Origin of the sequence: Burkholderia seminalis DSM 23518 (assembly GCF_902832885.1) — a bacterium.
In the GTDB taxonomy this organism is placed as follows: Bacteria; Pseudomonadota; Gammaproteobacteria; order Burkholderiales; family Burkholderiaceae; genus Burkholderia; species Burkholderia seminalis.
Genome location: NZ_CADFDK010000022.1, coordinates 23,735 through 44,735, shown reverse-complemented (window position 1 = coordinate 44,735; position 21,001 = coordinate 23,735). Strand labels below are relative to the sequence as shown.

13 protein-coding genes are annotated in these 21,001 nt (G+C 57.2%); 1 reads left to right on the top strand and 12 read right to left on the bottom strand.

The window, feature by feature from the left end:
• Positions 1–71 precede the first annotated feature (71 nt).
• From HWX00_RS34715 to mdlC, 3 genes are all read right to left on the bottom strand, one after another.
• Complete coding sequence (locus HWX00_RS34715; RefSeq protein ID WP_034189484.1) at positions 72–1,418, bottom strand: MFS transporter; 1,347 nt, start codon at positions 1,416–1,418, stop codon at positions 72–74.
• Positions 1,419–1,682: 264 nt separating this feature from the next.
• Positions 1,683–3,161: an aldehyde dehydrogenase gene (locus tag HWX00_RS34710; RefSeq protein ID WP_264166515.1), complete on the bottom strand. Its 1,479-nt coding sequence runs from the start codon at positions 3,159–3,161 to the stop codon at positions 1,683–1,685.
• Positions 3,162–3,189: 28 nt separating this feature from the next.
• On the bottom strand, positions 3,190–4,779 hold the full coding sequence (gene mdlC, locus HWX00_RS34705) for a benzoylformate decarboxylase (protein ID WP_175028328.1): 1,590 nt from the start codon (positions 4,777–4,779) through the stop codon (positions 3,190–3,192).
• Between the two features lie 309 nt (positions 4,780–5,088).
• Between mdlC and HWX00_RS34700 the strand changes: the two genes are divergently transcribed.
• On the top strand, positions 5,089–6,000 hold the full coding sequence (locus HWX00_RS34700; RefSeq protein ID WP_034189481.1) for a LysR family transcriptional regulator: 912 nt from the start codon (positions 5,089–5,091) through the stop codon (positions 5,998–6,000).
• 420 nt (positions 6,001–6,420) lie between these two features.
• Here HWX00_RS34700 and HWX00_RS34695 read toward each other — a convergent pair whose 3' ends face one another.
• From HWX00_RS34695 to HWX00_RS34655, 9 genes are all read right to left on the bottom strand, one after another.
• Positions 6,421–7,662, bottom strand: coding sequence for a TniQ family protein (locus tag HWX00_RS34695; RefSeq protein WP_175028329.1), 1,242 nt, complete (start codon positions 7,660–7,662; stop codon positions 6,421–6,423).
• On the bottom strand, positions 7,643–9,007 hold the full coding sequence (locus HWX00_RS37495; protein WP_226194298.1) for a TniQ family protein: 1,365 nt from the start codon (positions 9,005–9,007) through the stop codon (positions 7,643–7,645). The genes HWX00_RS34695 and HWX00_RS37495 overlap by 20 nt, the downstream gene beginning before the upstream one ends.
• Before the next feature lie 63 nt (positions 9,008–9,070).
• Complete coding sequence (locus HWX00_RS34685) at positions 9,071–10,651, bottom strand: ATP-binding protein (RefSeq protein ID WP_175028331.1); 1,581 nt, start codon at positions 10,649–10,651, stop codon at positions 9,071–9,073.
• A 77-nt stretch (positions 10,652–10,728) separates the two neighbouring features.
• A complete protein-coding gene (locus HWX00_RS34680) occupies positions 10,729–13,119 on the bottom strand; it encodes a hypothetical protein (protein ID WP_175028332.1) in 2,391 nt (796 codons plus the stop codon).
• Positions 13,120–13,189: 70 nt separating this feature from the next.
• Positions 13,190–13,918: a PDDEXK family nuclease gene (locus tag HWX00_RS34675; protein WP_175868186.1), complete on the bottom strand. Its 729-nt coding sequence runs from the start codon at positions 13,916–13,918 to the stop codon at positions 13,190–13,192.
• A 1,916-nt stretch (positions 13,919–15,834) separates the two neighbouring features.
• Positions 15,835–16,350 carry a hypothetical protein gene (locus HWX00_RS34670; protein WP_226194279.1) on the bottom strand — a complete coding sequence of 172 codons (516 nt, stop codon included), beginning with the start codon at positions 16,348–16,350 and terminating at the stop codon, positions 15,835–15,837.
• Positions 16,351–16,640: 290 nt separating this feature from the next.
• Positions 16,641–16,856 (bottom strand): hypothetical protein, encoded by a 216-nt coding sequence (locus tag HWX00_RS34665; protein ID WP_175028334.1) that lies wholly within the window; start codon positions 16,854–16,856, stop codon positions 16,641–16,643.
• A 13-nt stretch (positions 16,857–16,869) separates the two neighbouring features.
• Entirely contained in the window at positions 16,870–18,351 is a 1,482-nt protein-coding gene (locus tag HWX00_RS34660; protein WP_175028335.1) for a S8 family peptidase, read from the bottom strand.
• Between the two features lie 19 nt (positions 18,352–18,370).
• Positions 18,371–20,998 (bottom strand): S8 family serine peptidase, encoded by a 2,628-nt coding sequence (locus HWX00_RS34655; protein ID WP_175028336.1) that lies wholly within the window; start codon positions 20,996–20,998, stop codon positions 18,371–18,373.
• Between the last annotated feature and the right edge of the window lie 3 nt (positions 20,999–21,001).

Genomic DNA, 21,001 nt, shown 5'->3' with positions numbered 1-21,001 from the left:
AATCGTGATGCAAAAAAACGCGGCGCGCCGGCGTGCGGTTTCGCGCGCCGCTGTCGACCGGACGAGCGAGATCAAGCGCCATTGATGGGCGGAATATGGCGACGCACGATCATCAGGCAGATGAACACCATCGCCATCGCGGCGCCCAGCATGCCCAGGTATGCGGACGCACCGCCCTGCGTGATCACGAATGCCCCCGCGAACGCGCTGAGAATCGCGCCAAGCCGCCCGAACGCGAGCGCGGACGCGGTCCCGGTCGCGCGAATCTCGGTGGGATAGACGTACGCGCAAAGGGCATACATCGTCGACTGGACCGCGTTCACGAAGAGGCCGTGCAGACCGATTCCGAACACGAGCAACGTCGTGTGGGCGGACACGTCGAGACCGCGCAGGAACAGCGCGCTCGCGGATGCCATCAGGCAACAGACAAGCAAAGGCCAGCGCGATCCGAACCGACCGATTGCCAGCGCGCAGCCCATTGCGCCGAATACGCCGCCGAGGTTGTAGGCGGTCAGACCGGAACCGGCCACCGACGGGCTGAGCCCCTCGCCCGCCAGCATCGTCGGCAACCAGCTGAATGCACTGTAGACCGCGACCAGGTTCATGAAGAATGCGACCCAGATCGCCACAGTGTCACGGCCCTGATGGTCCGCGAACAGCGCACGAAAGCCCGGGCGCGGTCCCGCCTTCTGCTCCTTCTGATCGGCGAACACGGCGTCCGGCTGAATCGAGCGGGACATGCGGGTCAGCAGGTGACGCAATTCGTTCCAGCGTTCGTGACGGCGGGCAAGATAACGCGGTGATTCCGGCATGACGAAATACAGCAGCAGCGCCAGTGCCACGGGAAGCGTGCCGCCGATCAGAAAGAGTCCCCGCCAACCGTAATGAGGCAGCACGACGCTCGCGAACAGCCCCGCCAGCATGCCCCCGAGCGGTACGCAAACGATGGTAGCGGTCACGGCGAGCGTGCGCCGGCGCGCAGGCGTGAATTCCGCCGTCATGGTCGTCGCGCTCGGCAGCGCACCGCCGATACCCAGTCCCGCGAAGAAGCGCAGGATCGCGATGGTCGTGACGTCCGGCGACAGCGCGATCGAACTCGTCGCCAAGCCGAATACCAGCACGCTCCCGATGATGGCCCAGCGCCGGCCGAACCTGTCCGCGAACAGCCCGGCGAACGCGCTGCCAATCCCCATGCCGACGAGGCCGGCTGCGACGGCGGGCGCGAATGCGTTGCGCGTGATGCCCCATTCCTTGATCAGGCTGGGAATGGCGAACCCGATGAGTTGCCCGTCGAATCCATCCATCACGATCGCAAGCGCGGCGAGCAGGACGACCGTTCGCTGGAACGCCGAGAACGGTCCATCGTCGAGGGTACGGCCGATGTCTACCGTCGGCAGAAGAGGATTACGATCGTTCATTTCGCTCTCCCCGCCAGATCGGTCAAGTCTGAATCGCATCGCCGGGTAATCCGTGTTCCGACGTGACGGTCAAGCTCGAACCGGATGCGATCGAGCGACAACTCGAAATTGACGACAGGCATTGCAGTCTCCTTGTGCCGATCGCTCGTCGTTCGAGGAGCGAAGGCTACTCACCGGTATATCGTTGTTGTTTTGTTCGCGTCCACGATCCGGAGGCCCGTCTCTTCCACCATGAAAAAGACGCGCCCCCGACCGCGGCAACGATCAGAACGGGTAGTGACGAGGCGTCGTTTGCACGGTGATCCAGCGCAAATCGGTAAATTCCGCGACTCCGGCTTTGCCGCCGAAATGCCCGAAACCACTGGACTTCATCCCGCCAAACGGCATTTGCGCCTCGTCGTGAACCGTCGGCCCGTTGACGTGGCAAAGCCCGGACTCGATACGCCGCGCGACCGTCAACGCGCGCGCGACATCACGGCTGAAGACCGCCGCCGACAGACCATATTCATTGTCGTTCGCGCATGCGATGGCCGCTTCGTCTCCATCGACGCGGACGATCGCCTTGACGGGCCCGAACGACTCCTCCCGGTAGATATGCATGTCCGCCGTCACGTAATCGAGCAACGTGGCCGGCATCAGCGTGGTATCGGATTTCCCACCGCACACCAGGGTCGCGCCTTTCGCCAGCGCGTCGTCGATCAGGTCGTTGCATCGCCTGACGGTCGCCATGTCCACGACGGAACCGAGGACGGCCGGGCCCTTTCTCGGATCGCCAAGCGGCAGGCTCTTGGCCTTCTCGGCCAGACGCGCGACGAATTCGTCGGCGATCGTCGTGTCGACGACGATGCGTTCGGTGGACATGCAGATCTGGCCGGAATTGGCGAACGCGCCGAATGCCGCGCCTTGCACGGCAGCGTCGAGGTCGGCATCGTGAAGCACCAGAAACGGCGCCTTTCCGCCGAGTTCAAGTACCGAAGGCTTCAGATACTTCGCGCACTGGGTCGCGATGATGCGGCCGACGCGCGTCGAACCCGTGAAGTTCACCCGCCTGACCGCGGGCTCGGCAATCAGCGCTTCGACAATGTCGCCGGCATTCGCCGGCGCATTCGTGACGAAGTTCACGACGCCGCGCGGCAGTCCCGCGTCCTGCAATGCCTCGATGATGAGGCCGTGGGTCGCGGGGCAAATCTCGGAGCCTTTGAGCACGACGGTATTGCCGCACGCCAGCGGCAACGCAACCGCACGCACGCCCAGGATGACGGGAGCGTTCCACGGTGCGATCCCGAGCACGACGCCGGCAGCCTGCCGAACCCCCAGCGCGAGACTGCCGGGTACGTCCGACGGAATCACTTCGCCCGAGATCTGCGTGATCATCGCAGCGGCTTCGCGCAACCCGTCGGCCGCAAGCTTGACGTTGAAATCGGCCCACAGGCGGGACGCGCCCGTTTCGGTTGCCATTGCCAGCGCGAAAGCGTCGCCCTTTGCCTCGAGTGCCTCCGCCGCTCGATTCAGCAACGCGCGTCGCTCGCCCGGCCCCATCGCCGACCATGCGGGAAACGCGGCGGCCGCGGCGTGCACCGCGGCTTGTGCATCGGCGACGGTCGCGGCCGGCGCCGTCGAGGCGACCGTGTCGTCGAGCGGATTACGGCGCTCGAATGTCGCCCCGTCGCGAGCCATCGTGCGCTCGCCATTGATCAGCATCGCTACCTGATTCACTTCCGTCTCCTCGAATATGTTTGACATGCCGGCCTGCCGAATCGCCGATTCACGGTCAGGCCACGACGATTTCCACAAGGCGCGTTTCACCCGACGACAACGCGTCTTCCAGCGCGGACTTGAGCAACCGTGCGTCGCTCACCCGAACCCCCTTGCAGCCCATGCCGTGGGCCAGAGACACGAAATCCAGCCCAGGGAGATCGGTGCCCTGCACCGGATCCGACGCGGAAAAGCCAAATACGGGCGCGAATTCCTGCAAGGCGGCGTAGCGTGAATTATTCAGGATGACGAATGTGATCGGGAGAGCGAGCTGGACCGCGCTGTAGATCGCTTGCGGCGAATACATCGCCGAGCCGTCGCCGATGAGGCCGATCACGCGGCTGCCCGGTTTGCCCAAAGCCACGCCCACCGCGGCGGGCATGCCGTAGCCCAGACCGCCGCTTGCCATCGTGTAGAACGTCTGACCGCGCGTGAACGGCAGATACCGTTGCATGACGGGGCGCGAACTCGGCGCCTCCTCGACCACGATATCGGCTGCATGGCGGACCTCGGACAGCGTCTGCAACGCATAGGCGACCGACATGACCGCCGTGGGCTCGGCGCGCTCGACGGCCTCGCGAGGCGCCGGTAGCGGCCGACCCCGCGGCGCCGGACGGGCGAGCAGGTCCGCCAGCCCCAGGCGAATGTTCGCCACCACCGACGTACCGGCCGGCGTCCACGCCGCGGTGGCCGGATCGTCGATGAGCTGGTACAACGCCGCACCGTCAGGCACATGCGGCCCACTGCCTTCGACGTGATACGCGAACGCCGGCGCCCCGACGACGAAGATCAGGTCATGCCCGTGCAGAATCCGGACGATTTTTTCGCGCATCGCCGGAAGGAATCCGGCGAAGAGCCGATGATCTTCAGGGAAGCTGCAGCGCGACGACATCGGCGCGACGTAAACCCGCGCGTTGTGGCGCTCGGCGATCTGGATAACCTCGCTCCAGGCATCGGCGCGATCGAGTTCCGCGCCGACGACGATGGCCGGCCGCTGGCAGCTGTCCAGCGCGTCGCCGATCTCCGCGATCCGTTCCGGATCGGGACGGAACCGGGTGCTGACCCGTGTCGCCTCGACGAAGTCGGCCGGCTGATCCCAGTCGTCGACCGGAATGGAAACGAACACGGGGCCACGCGGCTCCTGCATCGCCACGTGGTACGCACGGGCGAGCGCCAGCGGCACATCCGCGGCACGAGCCGGTTCGATGCTCCATTTCACGTAGGGGCGCGGCAACTCGGTTGCCTGCGACGCCGACAGAAACGGATCGAACGGCAGGATCGAGCGGGCCTGCTGGCCGGCAGTCACGATCAGCGGCGTGCGGTTCTTGAACGCCGTGAAGATGTTGCCCATCGCATTGCCGACACCGGCCGCCGAATGCAGGTTGACCAGCGCGGCGTTGCCGGTCGCCTGCGCATACCCGTCCGCCATGCCGACAACGACCGCTTCCTGCAAGCCCAGCACGTACCGGAAATCCTCCGGGAAGTCGCGGAACATCGGTAGCTCGGTCGAGCCGGGATTGGCAAACACGGACGTCATGCCGAGGCGCCGCATCAAGTCCACGACGGCGTCGCGAACGGTCGGCTGCCCACTTGTGTTTCGTTGCATCTCGAATCCTCTGCGGTTCGCCACTCGGGCTGGCGGTGATGGGATGAGCCGCAGTATGGGATTCGATACCTTGTTTGAAAATTGCCAAAAATGCTCAAAGTCATTACATTCATGCATGACATCGCCGAGTGGCCTGACGGGTCCATTCAGGCCGGAAGCCTTACCGGGCGGGGCTGAGCGCCGCCAGCACCGGTTTTCCGGCAGCCGCCGCGAGCGTACGCGGCGGTTCCTTTCAGGGAAGACACCTAGCGCCATCCGACTCGGGATCTTGTTCGCCCCCTTTATTCCCTTTCAATCAGGTTCGCCGCGATGAGTTTCAATCTGCAGCAGTTGACGATGTTCACGACGATCGTGTCCGCCGGTAGCCTGGGACGAGCCGCGACGCTGCTCGACATGACCCAGCCCGCGCTGAGCAGATCGATCAAGCGGCTCGAGGAATCGGTCGGGGCGCCGCTGTTCGAGCGCCACACGAAAGGGATGCAGCTGACCGCGCTGGGCGAGGCGTTGATGCCGCATGCCATGTTGCTGCAAAGGGAAGCCGAGCAGGCGCGCGAGGAACTGGACGCGATGCGCGGCCTCGCGAAAGGCGTCATCAAGGTGGGCGCGGTGGGCAGCATCGCGAGCCTCGTGCTGCCGATGGCCATCGCGTGCGTGCTCGATAAATGGCCCAACCTGCGCGTCGAGGTGATTGAAGGCGTGTGGGACCGTCTCGTCGAGGGTTTGCTCGCTTACGAGATCGACCTGGCGCTCTGCACCTCGGGAATCGAAACCGACGAGGTCGCTGCGCTCACCGATTGTTCATGGACCGACCGGAGTTTCGTGGTCGCGGCGACCGATCATCCGTTGCGCTCGACGCGCGGCCTTCGGCTCGAGGACACGCTGACACAACGGTGGGCCATCACGCCCAAGGGAACCGGACCTTATGCCCACATGCAAGAAACCTTCGAAGCCCGAGGCCTCCCGATGCCGGCCATTGCCGTCGAGACCCGTTCGGTCACCGTGCTCAAAAGCCTGGTAGCACGATGCGGCTTCGTCTCATGGATGGCCGAGCCGATGTACGACACCGAAAGCAAGGCCGGCGTCATTGACGCGCTGGACATCGAAGGCCTGGATGCGCAACGCACGTTGACCGCGTTTCGGCGCCGGCGCGGCACGCTACCCACACCCGCGGTCAAGCTGCTGGACGAATTGCGGCAACTGACCGGATCGTTGCGCAAGTGAGCAGGCGGCCGGCGAGAGGCTTCGGCGTTCCGCCCCCTTCTTCCGGCCGTAATCCTTTTGTATGTCGACACCTATCAACTGTAGACACACATAAATGTCCGCACGTGAATTGCCAGCCAATACGGAGGACGGCAATTCACTAAACGCCATCAGATGCCACGGAAAAGTTGGCACTTGGGTCGAAATGCGCTAAGAGAGAGACCGAGAAACAGACAAGAGTCTGCACTCGGCAGTAGAAACGCGGGCTCCGATGCCATGTAAAACAGGGACATGTCGAAGATGCGTACCGAGCATTGACGGCCTGCTCAGTCCAGACGGCGGAAATTTCAACCTCTACGCTTCGCCTAGCGACTTCCGATTCCCGTGAGGTAACTAGCGATCAACCTGGGCTGTCTCAACGGCATCGATTAAGGAAATTTTTTACAGTCTTCTCAGGCACCGCGAGTCGGCGAGCGATGCCCCCCCTGGCTTCATCCCGAGCGCATCCAATCGAAGCATCTCTTTGTGGTAATCCGGGCCCCATCTAGAAACGCGCAACAACGCGAAACCCTCCGCCGTTTCGACGTATGAAAATCGCATGCCGCAGTCGCAGGCCGCGCGTAATCGACCTAGGTCTGAACGCACCCTTCGAACGAGATAACCGGGCCCATGTTTTGCTAATCGACTCGGGCAAGGAAAGCGAGGTAGCCTTTTACTAGGCATCCTTATTTTTATTTCGTTTGATTTTGAATAGTTATAAATATCCGCGAACTGTCGATCTTCCAAGAGCCGTGGGTTTTCCGCGACCAGACGCATCAATGATAACGCGATCACATTCTGAATCGGCTTCCTTCGACCTCGATAAGAGAAAATATCCGCAAGATCTTGCCGCCCCCTAGCAACCACATATTTTTTTACATAATCATCTCCGAAGCATTTATTAATTAGCCTTTCCATACAAATGCCACGCTTCGCACCGGCCAGGTATCGTGAAGCGCCAATCATAAAATCCCAAAACTCGTTCGGAAAATTAGCAACATCGATCGAAAGTCTATCTTTCAATAAATCTGCAGATACTTGTGCGACCATTTGACAATTTTTCTTTTGTCGGCTGGTCAATCGGAGTTTGATCGGCGATATTCCTAGTCGAACAGCTTTGTCAGGAGATATATATCCCATAGTTCCTTTTTCGGCATACCGGTCAAGTTCCCATAGCACTTCGTTGTGTAAATGGCAGACAATGACGCCAGGGAGCTGATGGCTACGTCTCCAATGTGGAAAGCCATCTGTTAACTTGTCCTCGCGAAAGCACACCGGACAAAATCTGTGTCCGTGCCAGGGAGTTGTCCAAGTCGTCATCGGGCGCGCCTTTGTAACGCCTAAAGAGGATACCCCACACACCCTTTCCAACATCATCTTAGTTCTTTCGGGCGTCAAGATTGATGCAAAATACGGGAAATCTGTCATATCGCATGCGATCTGTGTCGGTGAAAGGTGCCAGCAGCCTGTTGTTTCGCGTGCAACGGAATCCAATCCGCCAGCAGCATATGACGCTATGATCCACCGTCCGAACAGGCGACGTATCATCGGCTTTAGTGGTAGAGCCGGAACAGATTCGAGATAGCGGGCCACGATACCGAAGAGTGGTTCGTCATCTAAAGGTTCATCGAGATAGATCGCCATGAATCTCACCATTCTCAAAAGTACGCCTGGATGGAATGAGGTGGCTCGGCAAACTTCGTTCTAGTTCCGCGACGACACACCAGTGTCCGCGGTCGTTCGCCAGCGCCGCATTCGCTTCGATGTAACGATCGACGAGTTCAATCCACGCAGCTAGGTGTGTTGCACGTCTCCTCTGACATCTCCACGAACCGAATTCCTGCTGGACGCTCAACATATTTTCCAGCCTCCCCTTCTCGACACCCAAGTGATAGCTCGCCTTACTCATCGAATATCCTCGTGAAATGAGATATCCAGCCGTCATTGCTAGATCGATACCATCATGCGTCGGCTTCAACACAGCGGCGCTCTCGGTGGAGCTACGGGAATAAAGGAAAGAGAAACCACACGAGCAGATACAATGTGACTCACATTCTCCAAGCTCTCGAATCGAAAGTCGATGTTGCGGATCAGCCACTGACACTGCCCTAGGGCATATAGGAACTACCACTCTTCGCATTCTGTCAACATGTTCTTGAAGCAAGAACTCCAAAAGCACGTATTTCAGCACACTACTTGATTCGCTTTTTTCCCTCCAGAATACTCTGCGCATCCAATAATCATTGTGCAATGATATGCCGATTCTTTCAAAATACGCATAACCCATTAGCCTCGCAAGGTCCCCCACCACATCCCGAATGTCGACAGATTTTTCATTCGTATATCCAATGGCTCGCGCACAAGCGATTCGTGCCTCTCTTTCGAGATACCGGCAAGCATCTTTTCTACCAGCTAGTACCTTGGCCGAGAGCTTTGCAAATCGATATCGCGCCTCGTGTTGATTTGTCGAACCGACAGGTTCAATGCACCGCCCCGCATCAAATTGTCGACCTGTTGCGATCAATGATTGCGTGGCACCACAACCGCTATAGCTAAGCGGATATCGATGTACTAAGCATGTTAGTACGCCGGGTAACTGATGGGTCCGCCGCCAATATCTCGGAATATCGGAAGCGATGTCCTCCTTCCAGCACATCTCGCAATGTCTCATACCGAGACGCCCCGGAGTCGCTCTGTTTAGCCATGTCGACTGACTCGTAGAATCATCTTGACTAGCGTCTCCTCGCTTCGGACTACACAACTCAGCATAGTATGGGTAAATAGTTAACCTTTCTCGAATTTCGTCTACGCTCATTCCCCATACCATGGCCGTTTCGATTGCTATGCGATCCAATCCGCGTGCAATACCAATCAGCAGGCCGACATCCGAGCCAGAGGGGTATTTCTGAAATGCGCTCCTTGACGTCACTTTCGCATCCTCGAGATATCGTGCGACAATGCTAAATAAGGCCTCATCAGGCAAAGGCATATCGAGAAAAACGGCCACGCGACCCTCCATTTTCCTATCTGATGAGAAAAACTTCCGAACCGATCAGGCTTTCCTGAAATTCACTCTTTTTCGCCCCCTCTGTTTGATAGACGCGCCCTGGGGTGAGTCTTCGGGCGGCAACGCTCGGCGCACTACTTCCTCGAATGAAAGCGTGCGGTCAGTTTCCAGGACTCGACGTACTAGAGACTCAGCCTCAATTTCTGATCGTCCCATTTCAATCAACACTGCAACAGAGGCGGAGAATTTTTCCAAAAAAGCATCGTCCACCAGCTTCGTGCCGATCTGCCGCCGTCGCTTTTCACGCGTCATTCTCTCCCGAAACGCCTCGACGTCCGCAGTTGCGAGGTCCACGCATTTGGCCAACGTAACATAGTCCCTGGTCCGCAACGCTTGCAGTAAATTTTCCACTGGCCCGAAACCAGCCTTGACAGCCTCCCGCACAAGTCCCGGCGTGACACTCTCATTATTCGCCTGCAGCCCCTTATATTGGGTTAGCTTCCATGCCAGTTTGGCAAATGCCGGCAAACCGGCGCTAACTTCGTGCAATACCGCCATGATTTCCTCCGGATCACTTGGCGGCATCGGAAGAAAATCTATGTTAATAATTGCTTTTGCCAGACGCTTCCATAGCACATCCATAGAGAATGGATTCATCGGAATAGCCCCATCACCAGACGAGCGACGAGTAGTGCGCAAGCTCCGAACCATGTACTTTCGAGCCTCAGGCGTTCCGAGCAAGATGAATGTGCAACCATTACTGTTTAGCAAATTCGTTAGAAAATCGATCAATTGAGTTTTATATGCTGACCGCAAGGCGAACTGGATTTCATCAATCACCAGCACACCCGTAAAATGGCGACGCAGCACATCCTCCACCTTCAAAATATAATCAGTTGTATTTGATCTTGATGATATTTCATTGACATAGTACGTCCCAAGGTACAGGTCAAACCAATGCAGAATTCCCTTCATCAGGGTCAGTACCGACCCGTTAGCGGGACAGGAAACAAAAACCCATACCACCTGCATGAATCTCGCTGGAACTCCTTGGTACTCGCGATGCTCAATGATCATTGGAAACGTACTCAGCACCATTTTCGCCAACGTCGTTTTCCCTGCTCCAGAAATTCCAAACACGAATTTACTGAGCGCATGAGAATCCCCTGGCAGACAGATCGGTCGGGGCGAACCCGCCTGCACTAACGCATAGTTTTCTTGTACTCGTTTCCTCAGGGAACGGGTTGGGACTAGACCAGAGTAGCGGTATCGCATCGCAGTGTGCAACCAACTCAACAGTTCGACGAGTTCACCCTGTAGTACTAGCACCTGAGAGATGCGACTGATGGCGAGAATCTTTCTGTCAATCGACCATTTTCGATAGTGCGGAGCGTGAGGTACGTTAAATGCCATCGCCATTCCATTGAGAATCGGCTTCAATGGTCCGAACGGTGGCAATGCTAGTATCAGAGGATTTTCACCATGTTCCTGCAACTCCAGACTTGAAGAATGATAAACAGCCTCCACCGATGGACAAGTATTTCGGAAAATATCGTCTCCCGCCGGATCAAGAGGAACATCACGATATAATTCACAACCTGAACTAGATTTTTTTGCGCTTTTCATGATAGCATTCCTAATTTGTAAATTTTTACTACGCCACCCTCTCAACTCCACATCATGTCATCCTTATTTTTACCTCCCTAGTCACCGAGCAAATCCAACATATTTCGACGAACGCGCGCTTCGATCTCCGATTCATTTTGAATCTCTGCTCGGCTCGAATCATGTTGCTTTTTCGTCAGGAGTGATCGCTTCGATTTCCTGTTCGCATATCGCTCTCGTTCACGCGCCTCTCGCATCCCAACTGTCTCAGGATGACTTAGCCCTGCCCGTTTCAGAGTCACTTTTTGTTCCCTCTTTGATTTCCGACTTTCCTCGGTGTTATTGAGGATTTCCATCACTCGCTGCGGCTGCAGCTTTCGCTTCTCTCGCCTTGAATTTACACGGTCAATCAGACTTCGGATGTTCCACTCCATAAGGTCAACATCGCCGGGTAGCTGCTTGTTGGTCCCCGCTTGATAGCCATACTCAAGGTGCCCCTTTCCTTCCAATAAGATGCGGGACATGTCACCTGGATTGAACTGAATTGGTACTGGTTCACGAGCTTTCTGCCCCCAACAATGAATGAGCGTGCTTTCGATGTAGGGTGACGTGTAATACACACCCTGCCATAGGAGCCCGCGTTCCGTAGGCAAGGCGGTCGAGCGTGGCCAGGTCGCCATACGGACTTCGTCTAGCGAATGGTGACGCAAGGACCCTGTACGATTTTCCATGCCCCAGTTCCATCGATTGAGCGGTGTATCAGCCATGCCCTGAAAGATCATGTCTGGCTCCGCGCCTTCCCGTCCAATAGGCGTTTGAATATAGACAAGGATGGCCCGAAGCAATTTCTTTGTGAATTCGCTGAGCGTGTCAGTCGCATCCCACGCATAGTGCGGTGATCCGCGGGCGGTCGCATCTTTTTCCACAACACCAAAACTTTCTCGCTGGAAATGAACCGGTATGGTGCCAAACCTGCGCTCAATCAATGCATGCCTCACTGGATTACGCGCTTCGACGTTGCTGATCGGTAGATGCAGTTGCTGGTTGACTCTTTTCCAAGCATCAATCTTCATGTAGTCGCTACCGCGATCGGCCGACATGCCGTTTCCAGGAAGATCGTGACAGGGCCACTGCTCTGGATCGATTTGAAGGTCGTACCGTGCACAGAATTCGTCTTTGGGTGTTACGATATTCTCGAAGACTAGCGCTACCGCCGCAAACGATGGCGGATCGAGGGTGACAAGCACACCTGCAATCATGCGGCTCCAAACGTCCATCACTAGATAAACGGTGGGACGCCCGACCACAACGGTTCGGTCATATCGTGACACCAGAAATACATCCGCGACCGTAGCGTCAATCATGTATTCGGTGCCGGGTCCCGCACTATGCTGTAGCGCATGCCCATGCTTCGGACGTCCAGTTAACGCGTATTTCCGCTCGCCCATAGCGCGGCGCTTACGGACAGCGACCGGAACCCGTGTTAGCCAATAGTGCTGGAACTGCCGGACTGTGACCTCTTCAAATGGAGCCAGTTCGAGAGCGATAACTTGCCCCGTGAGATCTCTGACTTCACGCGTGCAACGGCAAACGTAGTTAAGATGGTCCACCAACCGTTGCATGGTTTGGCGCCGGCGTGGACCGTCGCGCATCGGTGGCGCATGCGGCCATTGTCCCGTATCCCTACATTTTTCCCGACCACGTTGTTTTGCCTTTTGAGGGGTACGACGTGCCGGAAACCGTGTGTCTGGAATCTTGAGCTTGATCCGCTTAGCTAGCGCGTTGGGAATGTCAATCTGCCAAGGCCCCTCCTTGCTAGTCAGGTAGATGTCAACGTATTGCTGAAAGAGTCGGTTCAATAGCTCGGAAGGAATTGCGTAATGGCCACCGTCGGTCGATCGACGACCTGGGCGGCTTTTGAATACTCTTTGCTTTATTTTTTCATTTACGTCATCACTGTCACGGAAACGTGCCGGTTGCTCCATCCGACCACATCGCCAAAAATTGCTAGCCACCGACAAAGGAGTCATGCCTCGTTGCAGATAGAAACGATGTAGTCGCCGGATCAACTGTATACTGACGCCTTGACCGTTAGCGTGTTGTTCAAAAATCAACTTCCGAGTCGTACCCCCATACAATAACTTTTTGAAGAGATTTCGATCCCCTACCAGCCCCTCGATTCGATTCCAGTTCTCGACACTCTTTGATTCGTGTCCCTTGGTACGACCTATGACTCGCTTGTATGCGTCAAAAGGATCGTCTTCTACATAAACAAACTGATCCTCGTTTTGATAGCCATGCGCTGCGCGTCTTTGGAACTCCTCGACCGAGATGTGCTTTATCTCCAATCGACTTCCAAATACGTGACACAGCGCTACGTCAGGCGCTCCACCGCCGGCGAGCACGACTCGGTACAACCTCCCGTTTGATTTATCACGCACCAGTTCTCCAACCGCCGGCAATGCGGAGCGCGGCTCCTTATCTTTCATATCACCTCCAGTCGGAAAATGGTCTATGTGAAGCGCTCGACAGTGCCTCCCATTGACTGAAAGCGTAGCTCTAGAGTTTGCGCCTTTCATTGCTCTGACCACGTTCTCCATCCCAAGTCGCTCGGACATTGTTGACGACATTGGATTCGTGCCCTGGGAATGGGTGTCGTATCTCCTGCGGGTCGCTCAAAATTCGGACGGAGCTCGCCGGTTGATTCAGTAGAAGGGGTACGTCAAGGCGGCAAACGATCGTACGACCGGCAATCAATTGAAGCGCTGCTCGAACGCATTCAGCTATCGTGAAATCGCACGCACGGGCCACGGCAAAGCAGACGTCCAGAATCCGCGCGTAACTGTAACGACGCAATCGCCGACTCACGGCCTCTTGCGCCATCTGCTCACGTTCACTGAGACCGTACGCGAGAAATTGCTCGTTGATCCCGAACAACTGCCATAGATTCCTCGCGTAGCAATCGTTCAATCCCGCCGAGTACTGCGTACGCCATTGAATACCCAGACGCCGCCAATATTCCTCGAGAATCAATCGCTTCACGGAAGCTTTCGTCGAACGCCTGCGCATCGAAGCCGATTCAATTGCAACCCAACTGGAGCCGCGCGAGCCGGTCTTGTAGACCATCAAATCCGTAATCAGGATGCGTGGACTCCCGTCCCTATACGTCGGATGGTTAACACCTATGAAGCGAGCGATACGCGCCGTCTCGTCAACATCCAGTACCGGGTAGTATTCACGCAGTTCTCGCGTTTGACGGTCCCAATGCTGTTTCAGAAAGATGGACAAAATCAAATCCGAAGCCAACACAACCTGGCGTCCGCCGCACCGACTACAGGAGAACCGGTGCAGACGACCGATGCCGCGCAATTCGCTGAGTGTCCGGCCCGGCGCGTACGTACCCCACTCACCCGAGCCACGTCCCTCTCTGATGTAGCGGTCCCTGTTTTTTTGGGAGAGACTCCCTTCCCCCCATCGTGGATCGATACACCTGGCCCTTGTAGACTTGCTGGGATTTCCATGAACTTCACGTGTGTCGAACATGATGATGCCCTCCATTACCAATACGGACTTACGGCATAAGTCGACGAGCTTGCGCGCGGCGTGTTTAGGCGAGGTACAACCCGCAGTGACCAGACGCTCTGAACCGCTGATCGGTACGACGATATTTGATGCGCGCGCAACTCGAGGTACGTTGGGACGAGCGCCCCCCCACGATTTTTCAAAAAAATCGGGGCTCGCTTGACTCCGTGGGAAGGGCCGACTAGGATGGGACTGTCGATTTCCACAATTCGATGCAGTTCCGAAAAGGCCTTTTTGGGTTGCCGCCCAGAGGCCTTTTTTCCTTTCAGCCAAGCAATTAAGGTTCGTCCATAGCGTTTCCTCCGCGGCACCCATTAAAGGGCACCATGTAATCTCGCCTTTGGCGGCAAGAGCTCGACACGCATTCACTGCTGGGCAGCTTAGTAAACGTGGTGAAAATAGTAAAAAAACGGACTTAAAAAAATAGGGACACCTCGGAGAACAAGAATTGGCCGATATTCATAGTGGTTTTCACTAGTGTGTAATGGTGTATTTGTGTTCTTTTCGCGAATCTGCTCAAACAGATGAATCACCCGTCGTTCAACGAATCTCGGTACTGGCGAAAGCTGCAGTCGCCTCCCGATGACGTACAAGACAAAAGAAAGGTGCCGATGCGTCGTCGGCTGGAAGGACTACGGGGGATGGCATATGCCGCAGCTGCTGTTATCTATACGCATAGAACTGCGTCGTGGTTGAGCAACTTGTTCAACCGGGATCGAACAGCCTGCGGAAATGAACCGCCTGGCCATGCTACGAGTAACAGCAAGATCTTCTATCAATATCTGCGGGGGGAACGTGAACCGCGTCCGGGCCCGCGAGGCAAATATGGGCAGAACCTGACCGCAGCCATCCGAGAGCTACCGGGCGGTGTCATAGCTCACCTATGGTCGGCCTCTCCGATCTGGGAGTTGATCGAGGGTGGCGTTTCTGTGGAGTTCGTGAGGGGTATCTTGAGCCTGCTAGAAGAGCCCCTGCCAGGCATGCCCGCGCTTGAACACGTCCGCACATGGGCGCACTACCGCCTCGCTATCCTCGAGCACGCACCAGAAGCGAAGCAGCAAGAATGGGCTCGCGCAATTGCACATCTTCATTCCGTAGAGACGACAGACGACCCGGTGTTTCGCTACATCAGTGGTCCATTGAATCAATACGTCCTTGCACACGAGGCGCAGATACCACTGGTACCCCGCCCCCCCTGAAAAGACGCCGGAAGTCGCGGCTGCTCGTCAAAATGGAAGAGGTCGCAAAGCGAAATTGGCAGAGAAGTAATCGTTTCGATAACGGCGTCAGCCGCTTCGGCAGCTCAGGACGTCTACCTGACCGCCGATTTCTCAAGGAATTTGCTAGAGAATGGAGTGCCCAGCTGCGCTGGAACGATGCCTGGAAAGCGCTGCACGCGGAGATCGAAGAAAGTCGACATCCCACGGCCGGATGGAAACTACTCTATGAGGCGTGGAACATACCAACGAATTCAAAAAAATACCTATAACATCAATAACTTACCCTCTACCTCGTGGCACACCTTCAGTCTAAAAGCGTGCGCGATCCCGAATTTCGGCCCGATTCACAGGCACACGGGCGCGATGCGGAAGCTTGAATTGCCGCGATCGATTCATCTGCACTCAATCGTGCTCGGGAATCGCAAAATTGACACCCAACGCACACTCACGCTGCACGCGCTCCAGCGCATCAAGGTAACGATGTACCGGTACCGACGCGAGCTGAACGTCGTGCGCGACGAGCAACGCTTCGAGCGCTCTTCGTTCGTCATCAGTTGCGCACCATGCATCGCCGCGCCCCGCTCGCTCGACACACGCACTCAAGGCCGCCTGCGCCTCGCGGTACAGCACCGTCTCCCTTTCGTCGCGCAATCGGAACGCCAGTTCCAGTACATTCGACAGCGTCACAATTCCATCGACACTACCGTGCCCGTTCAGCAATGAAGCGAGCGCGCAATGGTGCTTCAGTGACAGTCGTCGCACTTGCGCAGCAGGCAACGGCAAGAGATGCGCTTTGCTCAACGTACGGCGCGCCCTGTCAGATGCTTTACGCATGGCCGCAACCCCAACCCCGGCTCGACAAGTTGCGCGGCCCGGCCGTGAACCAAAGCAACGTCTCTGCGACTCCTGCAGCGACATGCTCTATCTCGACATCCTTCCCGCGACCGTCGCGATGCCGGAACCCGTGTCGCAAATACTCTAACGCTTGATTAATCACAATTCCAATCAAGTTGTCGTCGAATTCGCCCGCGAGTCCGCATAGCACCGCACGCTGCACCCGCACTATGCCGGATCCATTCGGGCAAACCTACATGGGGAGCACCGCCTGGTACGACGGCATCCACTAATCGATGCAATGGGCCAACGGGCACAGTAGCCGAGTTCGACGCACCATCACAATCGGCGTTGCTCCAACTGCGGCACGGGCCCTAGTTCAATCGATACTTTCTTTGCTCGCTGGCTACCCAGTCTTTCATCTTGCCGACGTCCGCAAGAAAGTCGCCCGCGCAACCGTCCAGTTCGAGGACCAAAGTCTTTGATGGCCGCACGTCCAGGACCGTCACTCCAGCGTGGTCCCGAATAGTCCGAAGGTCATCCTGCGGGATGTCACCGGATCCTTTGAAAAACAGCAAATATCGACTCATGACGCAGCTCCGATCAGTGAGGCAATCCACTCCCTACGTCAAATTTATCGAACCCAAGCGAATTACATGTCTTGTACAGCAACGACTTCAGGTCGACCAAACGGTCAGAGGAACGCGGTCGTCCTGCCAACTCAGGCGCAGTCTCAAGCAACCGCGCCGCGAAACCGGAGACGATCGGACACGCCATTGACGTCCCGTCCTTTGCAGCATAGCCGCTAACACCGACGGTCGATATGACCGCGACGCCGGGCGCTGCCAGTTCGACCTTTCCATGGTTCGAGAACGCGGGCACGAAATCCTTCGAGTCGGTTCCCTTCGCCCGTTTCGGCCAACTTGCGTGCACCGAGCCAGACGGGAATGTACCAGATCGCCCAACGGCCGCGACCGAAACTACCTCCGGATAGCTAGCGGGAAATACCGGGGCACTGTGCCCGTCGTTGCCGGAGGCTGCAACAACCAGTACGCCGTTCTCTTCAGCGTACTTGATCGCCGATTCAAGCACGTCGTCGACCTTTTCCTGCCCGAGACTCAGATTGATGATGTCGGCACCGTGATCCACGGCATTGCGAACCGCTTCAAATATGTACAGCGTGTCCGCCTCTACGGCGTCACGCTCGAACACGCGAAAGCTCATCAACTCTGCATTCGGCGCAAGCCCGCTCACGCGCCCCCGGCCCCCGATGATTCCAGCGACATGTGTCCCGTGCCCGGTACCGTTGTCACCCAGATCGTCCGCATCGTCGGCCTGCGTGTGAGAAATGCGATGGGTTACATTGCCAAGATCCGGATGGTCGTCCACCCCCGTGTCGATCACGGCCACCTTGACCCGACGACCCACCTGCGTCCCGCCCTGCAGCGGCTGATTCGGCGGGTAATGGAACTTGAAGCTATCGACATACGTTGGATCAAGCGCATCAAGCGTGAAGACGACAGGCCCGTGAATCGCCATGATCCCGGATTTGGACTGCCCCCAGAAATCAGCAAACGGCGTGACTCTCACAAAATTAGCAAGTCCGACTCCCGTGGGAATCGTTGCATGTCCGGTGGCGTCCGTCTTGCCCTCCAAAACATTATTCGTTCCCCACTCGCAGACAACGACCCCCGCGTTCGCGACAGGCTGACCACGGGGGCCCTCCACTCGAATGCGAAATGGGGTGTTCGTTACCTGGGGCACGATGCCAAACGAGTACGGGCCGGCCGCCATCAACGCGCGGTCGATTTCGATCGCTGCGAGACGATACGTTCGAACCGGATGTAACTTGATCGCTCCGTTAGCGACCTCGAACGAGCGCGCCTGGTCGTCGGTCAACTCGAGCATCGCAACATCATCGACCGCGGACGACGTAACAGGAATGTTTGCACCGGCCGGAAACGCATTGCGCAGAAGAGCCGTGACGCCTCCGCTCTGGAAACTGGAACGTTGAAACGGACCGACAAACGTCGAACCTTCGACGGTCGCGGTCATAACGATGTATTTTTGGGTGTTCGACGTCATTTCTAGCTATCCGAGAAAACTACCGCTGCGTCCGCGAACGCACACGAAGCGCGATTCGAATGTCGTTCAACACGGTGGCCGAATTCGCCACCAGTTCCTGCTTGAGATCCTCGTAGACGTTCGCTTTGCCGTCCGGATCTGTAATCGTCAACACCGCCGCAAACGGAACCCCGTCCTCGGGAAACTCCACCTGATTCCGCGCGACATAATTGACGGTCATGCGCCACTCGGCCGAGCGGCCGATGCCGCGAAAACTGCCTTCCAGCACCTTGACGGGACTCCATTTGAGTCCATCCAACAGCAAGGCCGACTCACGTGACGTGCGCTTCAAGCCACGCGAATGAACCGGATTGATCCTGCCGATCCACCCGACCTTGGTGGCATCTTCCGATTCTTCATCCTCCTCCTCGTCATCCTCGCTGACGTCGCGTGGTTGCGTCTCATCCTCTCGCTGGCGCAGTGAAGGCACCAGGCTGATACGTGCCGCCTCAGCACCGTAATCAAAATCAAGCGGCGGCGAGTAGACCAGGGTGAGACGAGCAATCCCTCGGCAACGCCCTTCGGCATCAACGAGTTCGCGCGGCCACCTGAAATCGATCACGCAGTTGTCGTCCTTTTTCAGGTTGTCGCATACGACCACGCCGAACGTGTGCCTATTCAAAATCAGCGTTTCCGAACTCGGACGCGGATAGCCGAAGCCGACCAGTCCTCGGCCCACGCGTCGTGCCTTCAAAGTGCGTAGTGGCGCAGGAAAATACGTGTTGTGAAGAAAGATGGCCTGCACGATCTCGCGCCGAGCCTCATGCCCCAACTCGAGGTCGAGCTGGGCCAATGTCTTGGCCGCCAAGGGGACCGCCATGCTGGTGCCCTTCACTGCAGCCACCAAGCCATCCTCGGTGACGCTAGCCAGCCCGGTCAGTCCCGACACGTCAGTCGTATCCGCGCCGCCAATGTGACAGATGTCAGGCTTCACCGATCCCCGCACGCCTGGGCCACGACGACTATATCGAGCTGGCGCATCCGGGATGCAATTGGGCACACCTTGGCCGTTGGTCGCACCGACCGAGACGTTCATCAGCGAATCCGCAGGGCCCCGAAGCGTATCCGACCTGCTTTCAATAAGTTGAATCGCCGCATTCATCAGGTTATCGTCCCATTCCGGACGCGCATCGCTGCCTATAGCATTACCTGCCGAGATCACAAAGAACACGTCGTGACGACGAGCAATCTCATCAAGCCAGATTGCCTCCTCACTGAAATCACTTTGTGAAACTGCAGTTTGATTGTTCAGACTGAAATTAAAGACACGCACGGGATGGTTCCGTCGACACTCCCCGACAACTTGATCGAGACTGTCGAGAAACTTTGCCGAACCGTTTTCATAGTATTCCCCTGCAAATGCGTCCTTGGTCTGGAGAGCAATATCGATCAGCCAGCAACCGTCGTCTTCCAGGCGCGCCCCATACTCAGGATTGAGCTCCCGAGCACCGACCAGCAATCCAGCAATGTACGTTCCATGTTCAAGATCGCGGTGGTTTTCTGGGATGCCACCATAAACGGCCTTGACCCAACTACCCAACGTATTCGCGATGCCGCCGTCAACGACCGCGACCGTGGGATAAGTAACGCGCTCGACCGGTTCGGGAATCTCGGCGGGAAGCAATGAAACAACCGTTGAAGTCCGCTGGATTCTCTGGCCCACTGCAGCCTCGACAAGCGGGGAGCGCTGATCCGTGACAAACGACTGCGGTATCGCAACCGTCCGGATGTCGGGATGCTCGCCCAGTAGCGCCAACAAGGCCCGATGCGCATTCAACGAGTAATCTCCGTCGACCCGCAGTTGCTCGCCAACTTTTGATAACGCGGCAAAACCGTCCAGCACGGCAAAGCCGGGAGACTCCGTCAAACCAATGTATGCCGATGAAATCGACTCGAGCCCGTTCTCGAGTACGACATAGATGCCCAAGGAACGACTGAGTTCGGCCAGCGAACGGACAAACGTGTCAGCGGGCTGATCAGCGGATCGCAGCGCAGCGGGCATCGACTGAAGCTTAGCCAACGCGTCCGAAATCGGTTCGAAAAAGCGCACCGAATACATGGGCGCCAGTTTCTGCTCATTGAGCCGCCCGACGGCGTGCTTCGCGTCCGGAACACGGCGGTCCGCCGCTGACCACAGGTGAAGATTTTCCAGCGCGCCCAGTTCGGACCGCTCGCGATTTGGATTTAAAACGAGGTCACCGTGCTTGTCGAGCCGGCGCTTCGTGTTCGCATCGGCCGCCTCGATCCTCTCAATCACCCGGCTCAACCCAGCACCATCAGCACGAACGACGAGCTCCCCTATGTCAGCCCCGCCAACAACCGGTGCCGTGTCTCGCGTAAACAGCCTTTGGACGGGGCGATGGGATTTCGCCCAAGCCTTTTCCTGAAGGCGGACCTTGACGAATCCGGATAGACCGAAACGCGCGCTGCTCTCACCAAGCTGCGCCTGGATCGTTCGAATACTGTTGGTAATGGATGCGCGATGTGCCGCGAATGCGGCATCGCGATCGGCGTAGAAATCTGTCTTTTTTCCGCCTGGGGTCGTCTTTCGATCCCGCTGCAAAGCCGACGGATTCGACACATACAACAGCGGATAGTCCGCAGCCATCAC

Bases quoted from the DNA above. Each gene is read 5' to 3' on its own strand.
- HWX00_RS34680 (WP_175028332.1), bottom strand. From the start codon at position 13,119: ATGAAAGATAAGGAGCCGCGCTCCGCATTGCCGGCGGTTGGAGAACTG.
- HWX00_RS34715 (WP_034189484.1), bottom strand. From the start codon at position 1,418: ATGAACGATCGTAATCCTCTTCTGCCGACGGTAGACATCGGCCGTACC.
- mdlC (WP_175028328.1), bottom strand. From the start codon at position 4,779: ATGCAACGAAACACAAGTGGGCAGCCGACCGTTCGCGACGCCGTCGTG.
- HWX00_RS34670 (WP_226194279.1), bottom strand. From the start codon at position 16,350: ATGTCGCTGCAGGAGTCGCAGAGACGTTGCTTTGGTTCACGGCCGGGC.
- HWX00_RS34655 (WP_175028336.1), bottom strand. From the start codon at position 20,998: ATGGCTGCGGACTATCCGCTGTTGTATGTGTCGAATCCGTCGGCTTTG.
- HWX00_RS34710 (WP_264166515.1), bottom strand. From the start codon at position 3,161: ATGTCAAACATATTCGAGGAGACGGAAGTGAATCAGGTAGCGATGCTG.
- HWX00_RS34700 (WP_034189481.1), top strand. From the start codon at position 5,089: ATGAGTTTCAATCTGCAGCAGTTGACGATGTTCACGACGATCGTGTCC.
- HWX00_RS37495 (WP_226194298.1), bottom strand. From the start codon at position 9,007: ATGCCTTTGCCTGATGAGGCCTTATTTAGCATTGTCGCACGATATCTC.
- HWX00_RS34685 (WP_175028331.1), bottom strand. From the start codon at position 10,651: ATGAAAAGCGCAAAAAAATCTAGTTCAGGTTGTGAATTATATCGTGAT.
- HWX00_RS34665 (WP_175028334.1), bottom strand. From the start codon at position 16,856: ATGAGTCGATATTTGCTGTTTTTCAAAGGATCCGGTGACATCCCGCAG.
- HWX00_RS34695 (WP_175028329.1), bottom strand. From the start codon at position 7,662: ATGGCGATCTATCTCGATGAACCTTTAGATGACGAACCACTCTTCGGT.
- HWX00_RS34660 (WP_175028335.1), bottom strand. From the start codon at position 18,351: ATGACGTCGAACACCCAAAAATACATCGTTATGACCGCGACCGTCGAA.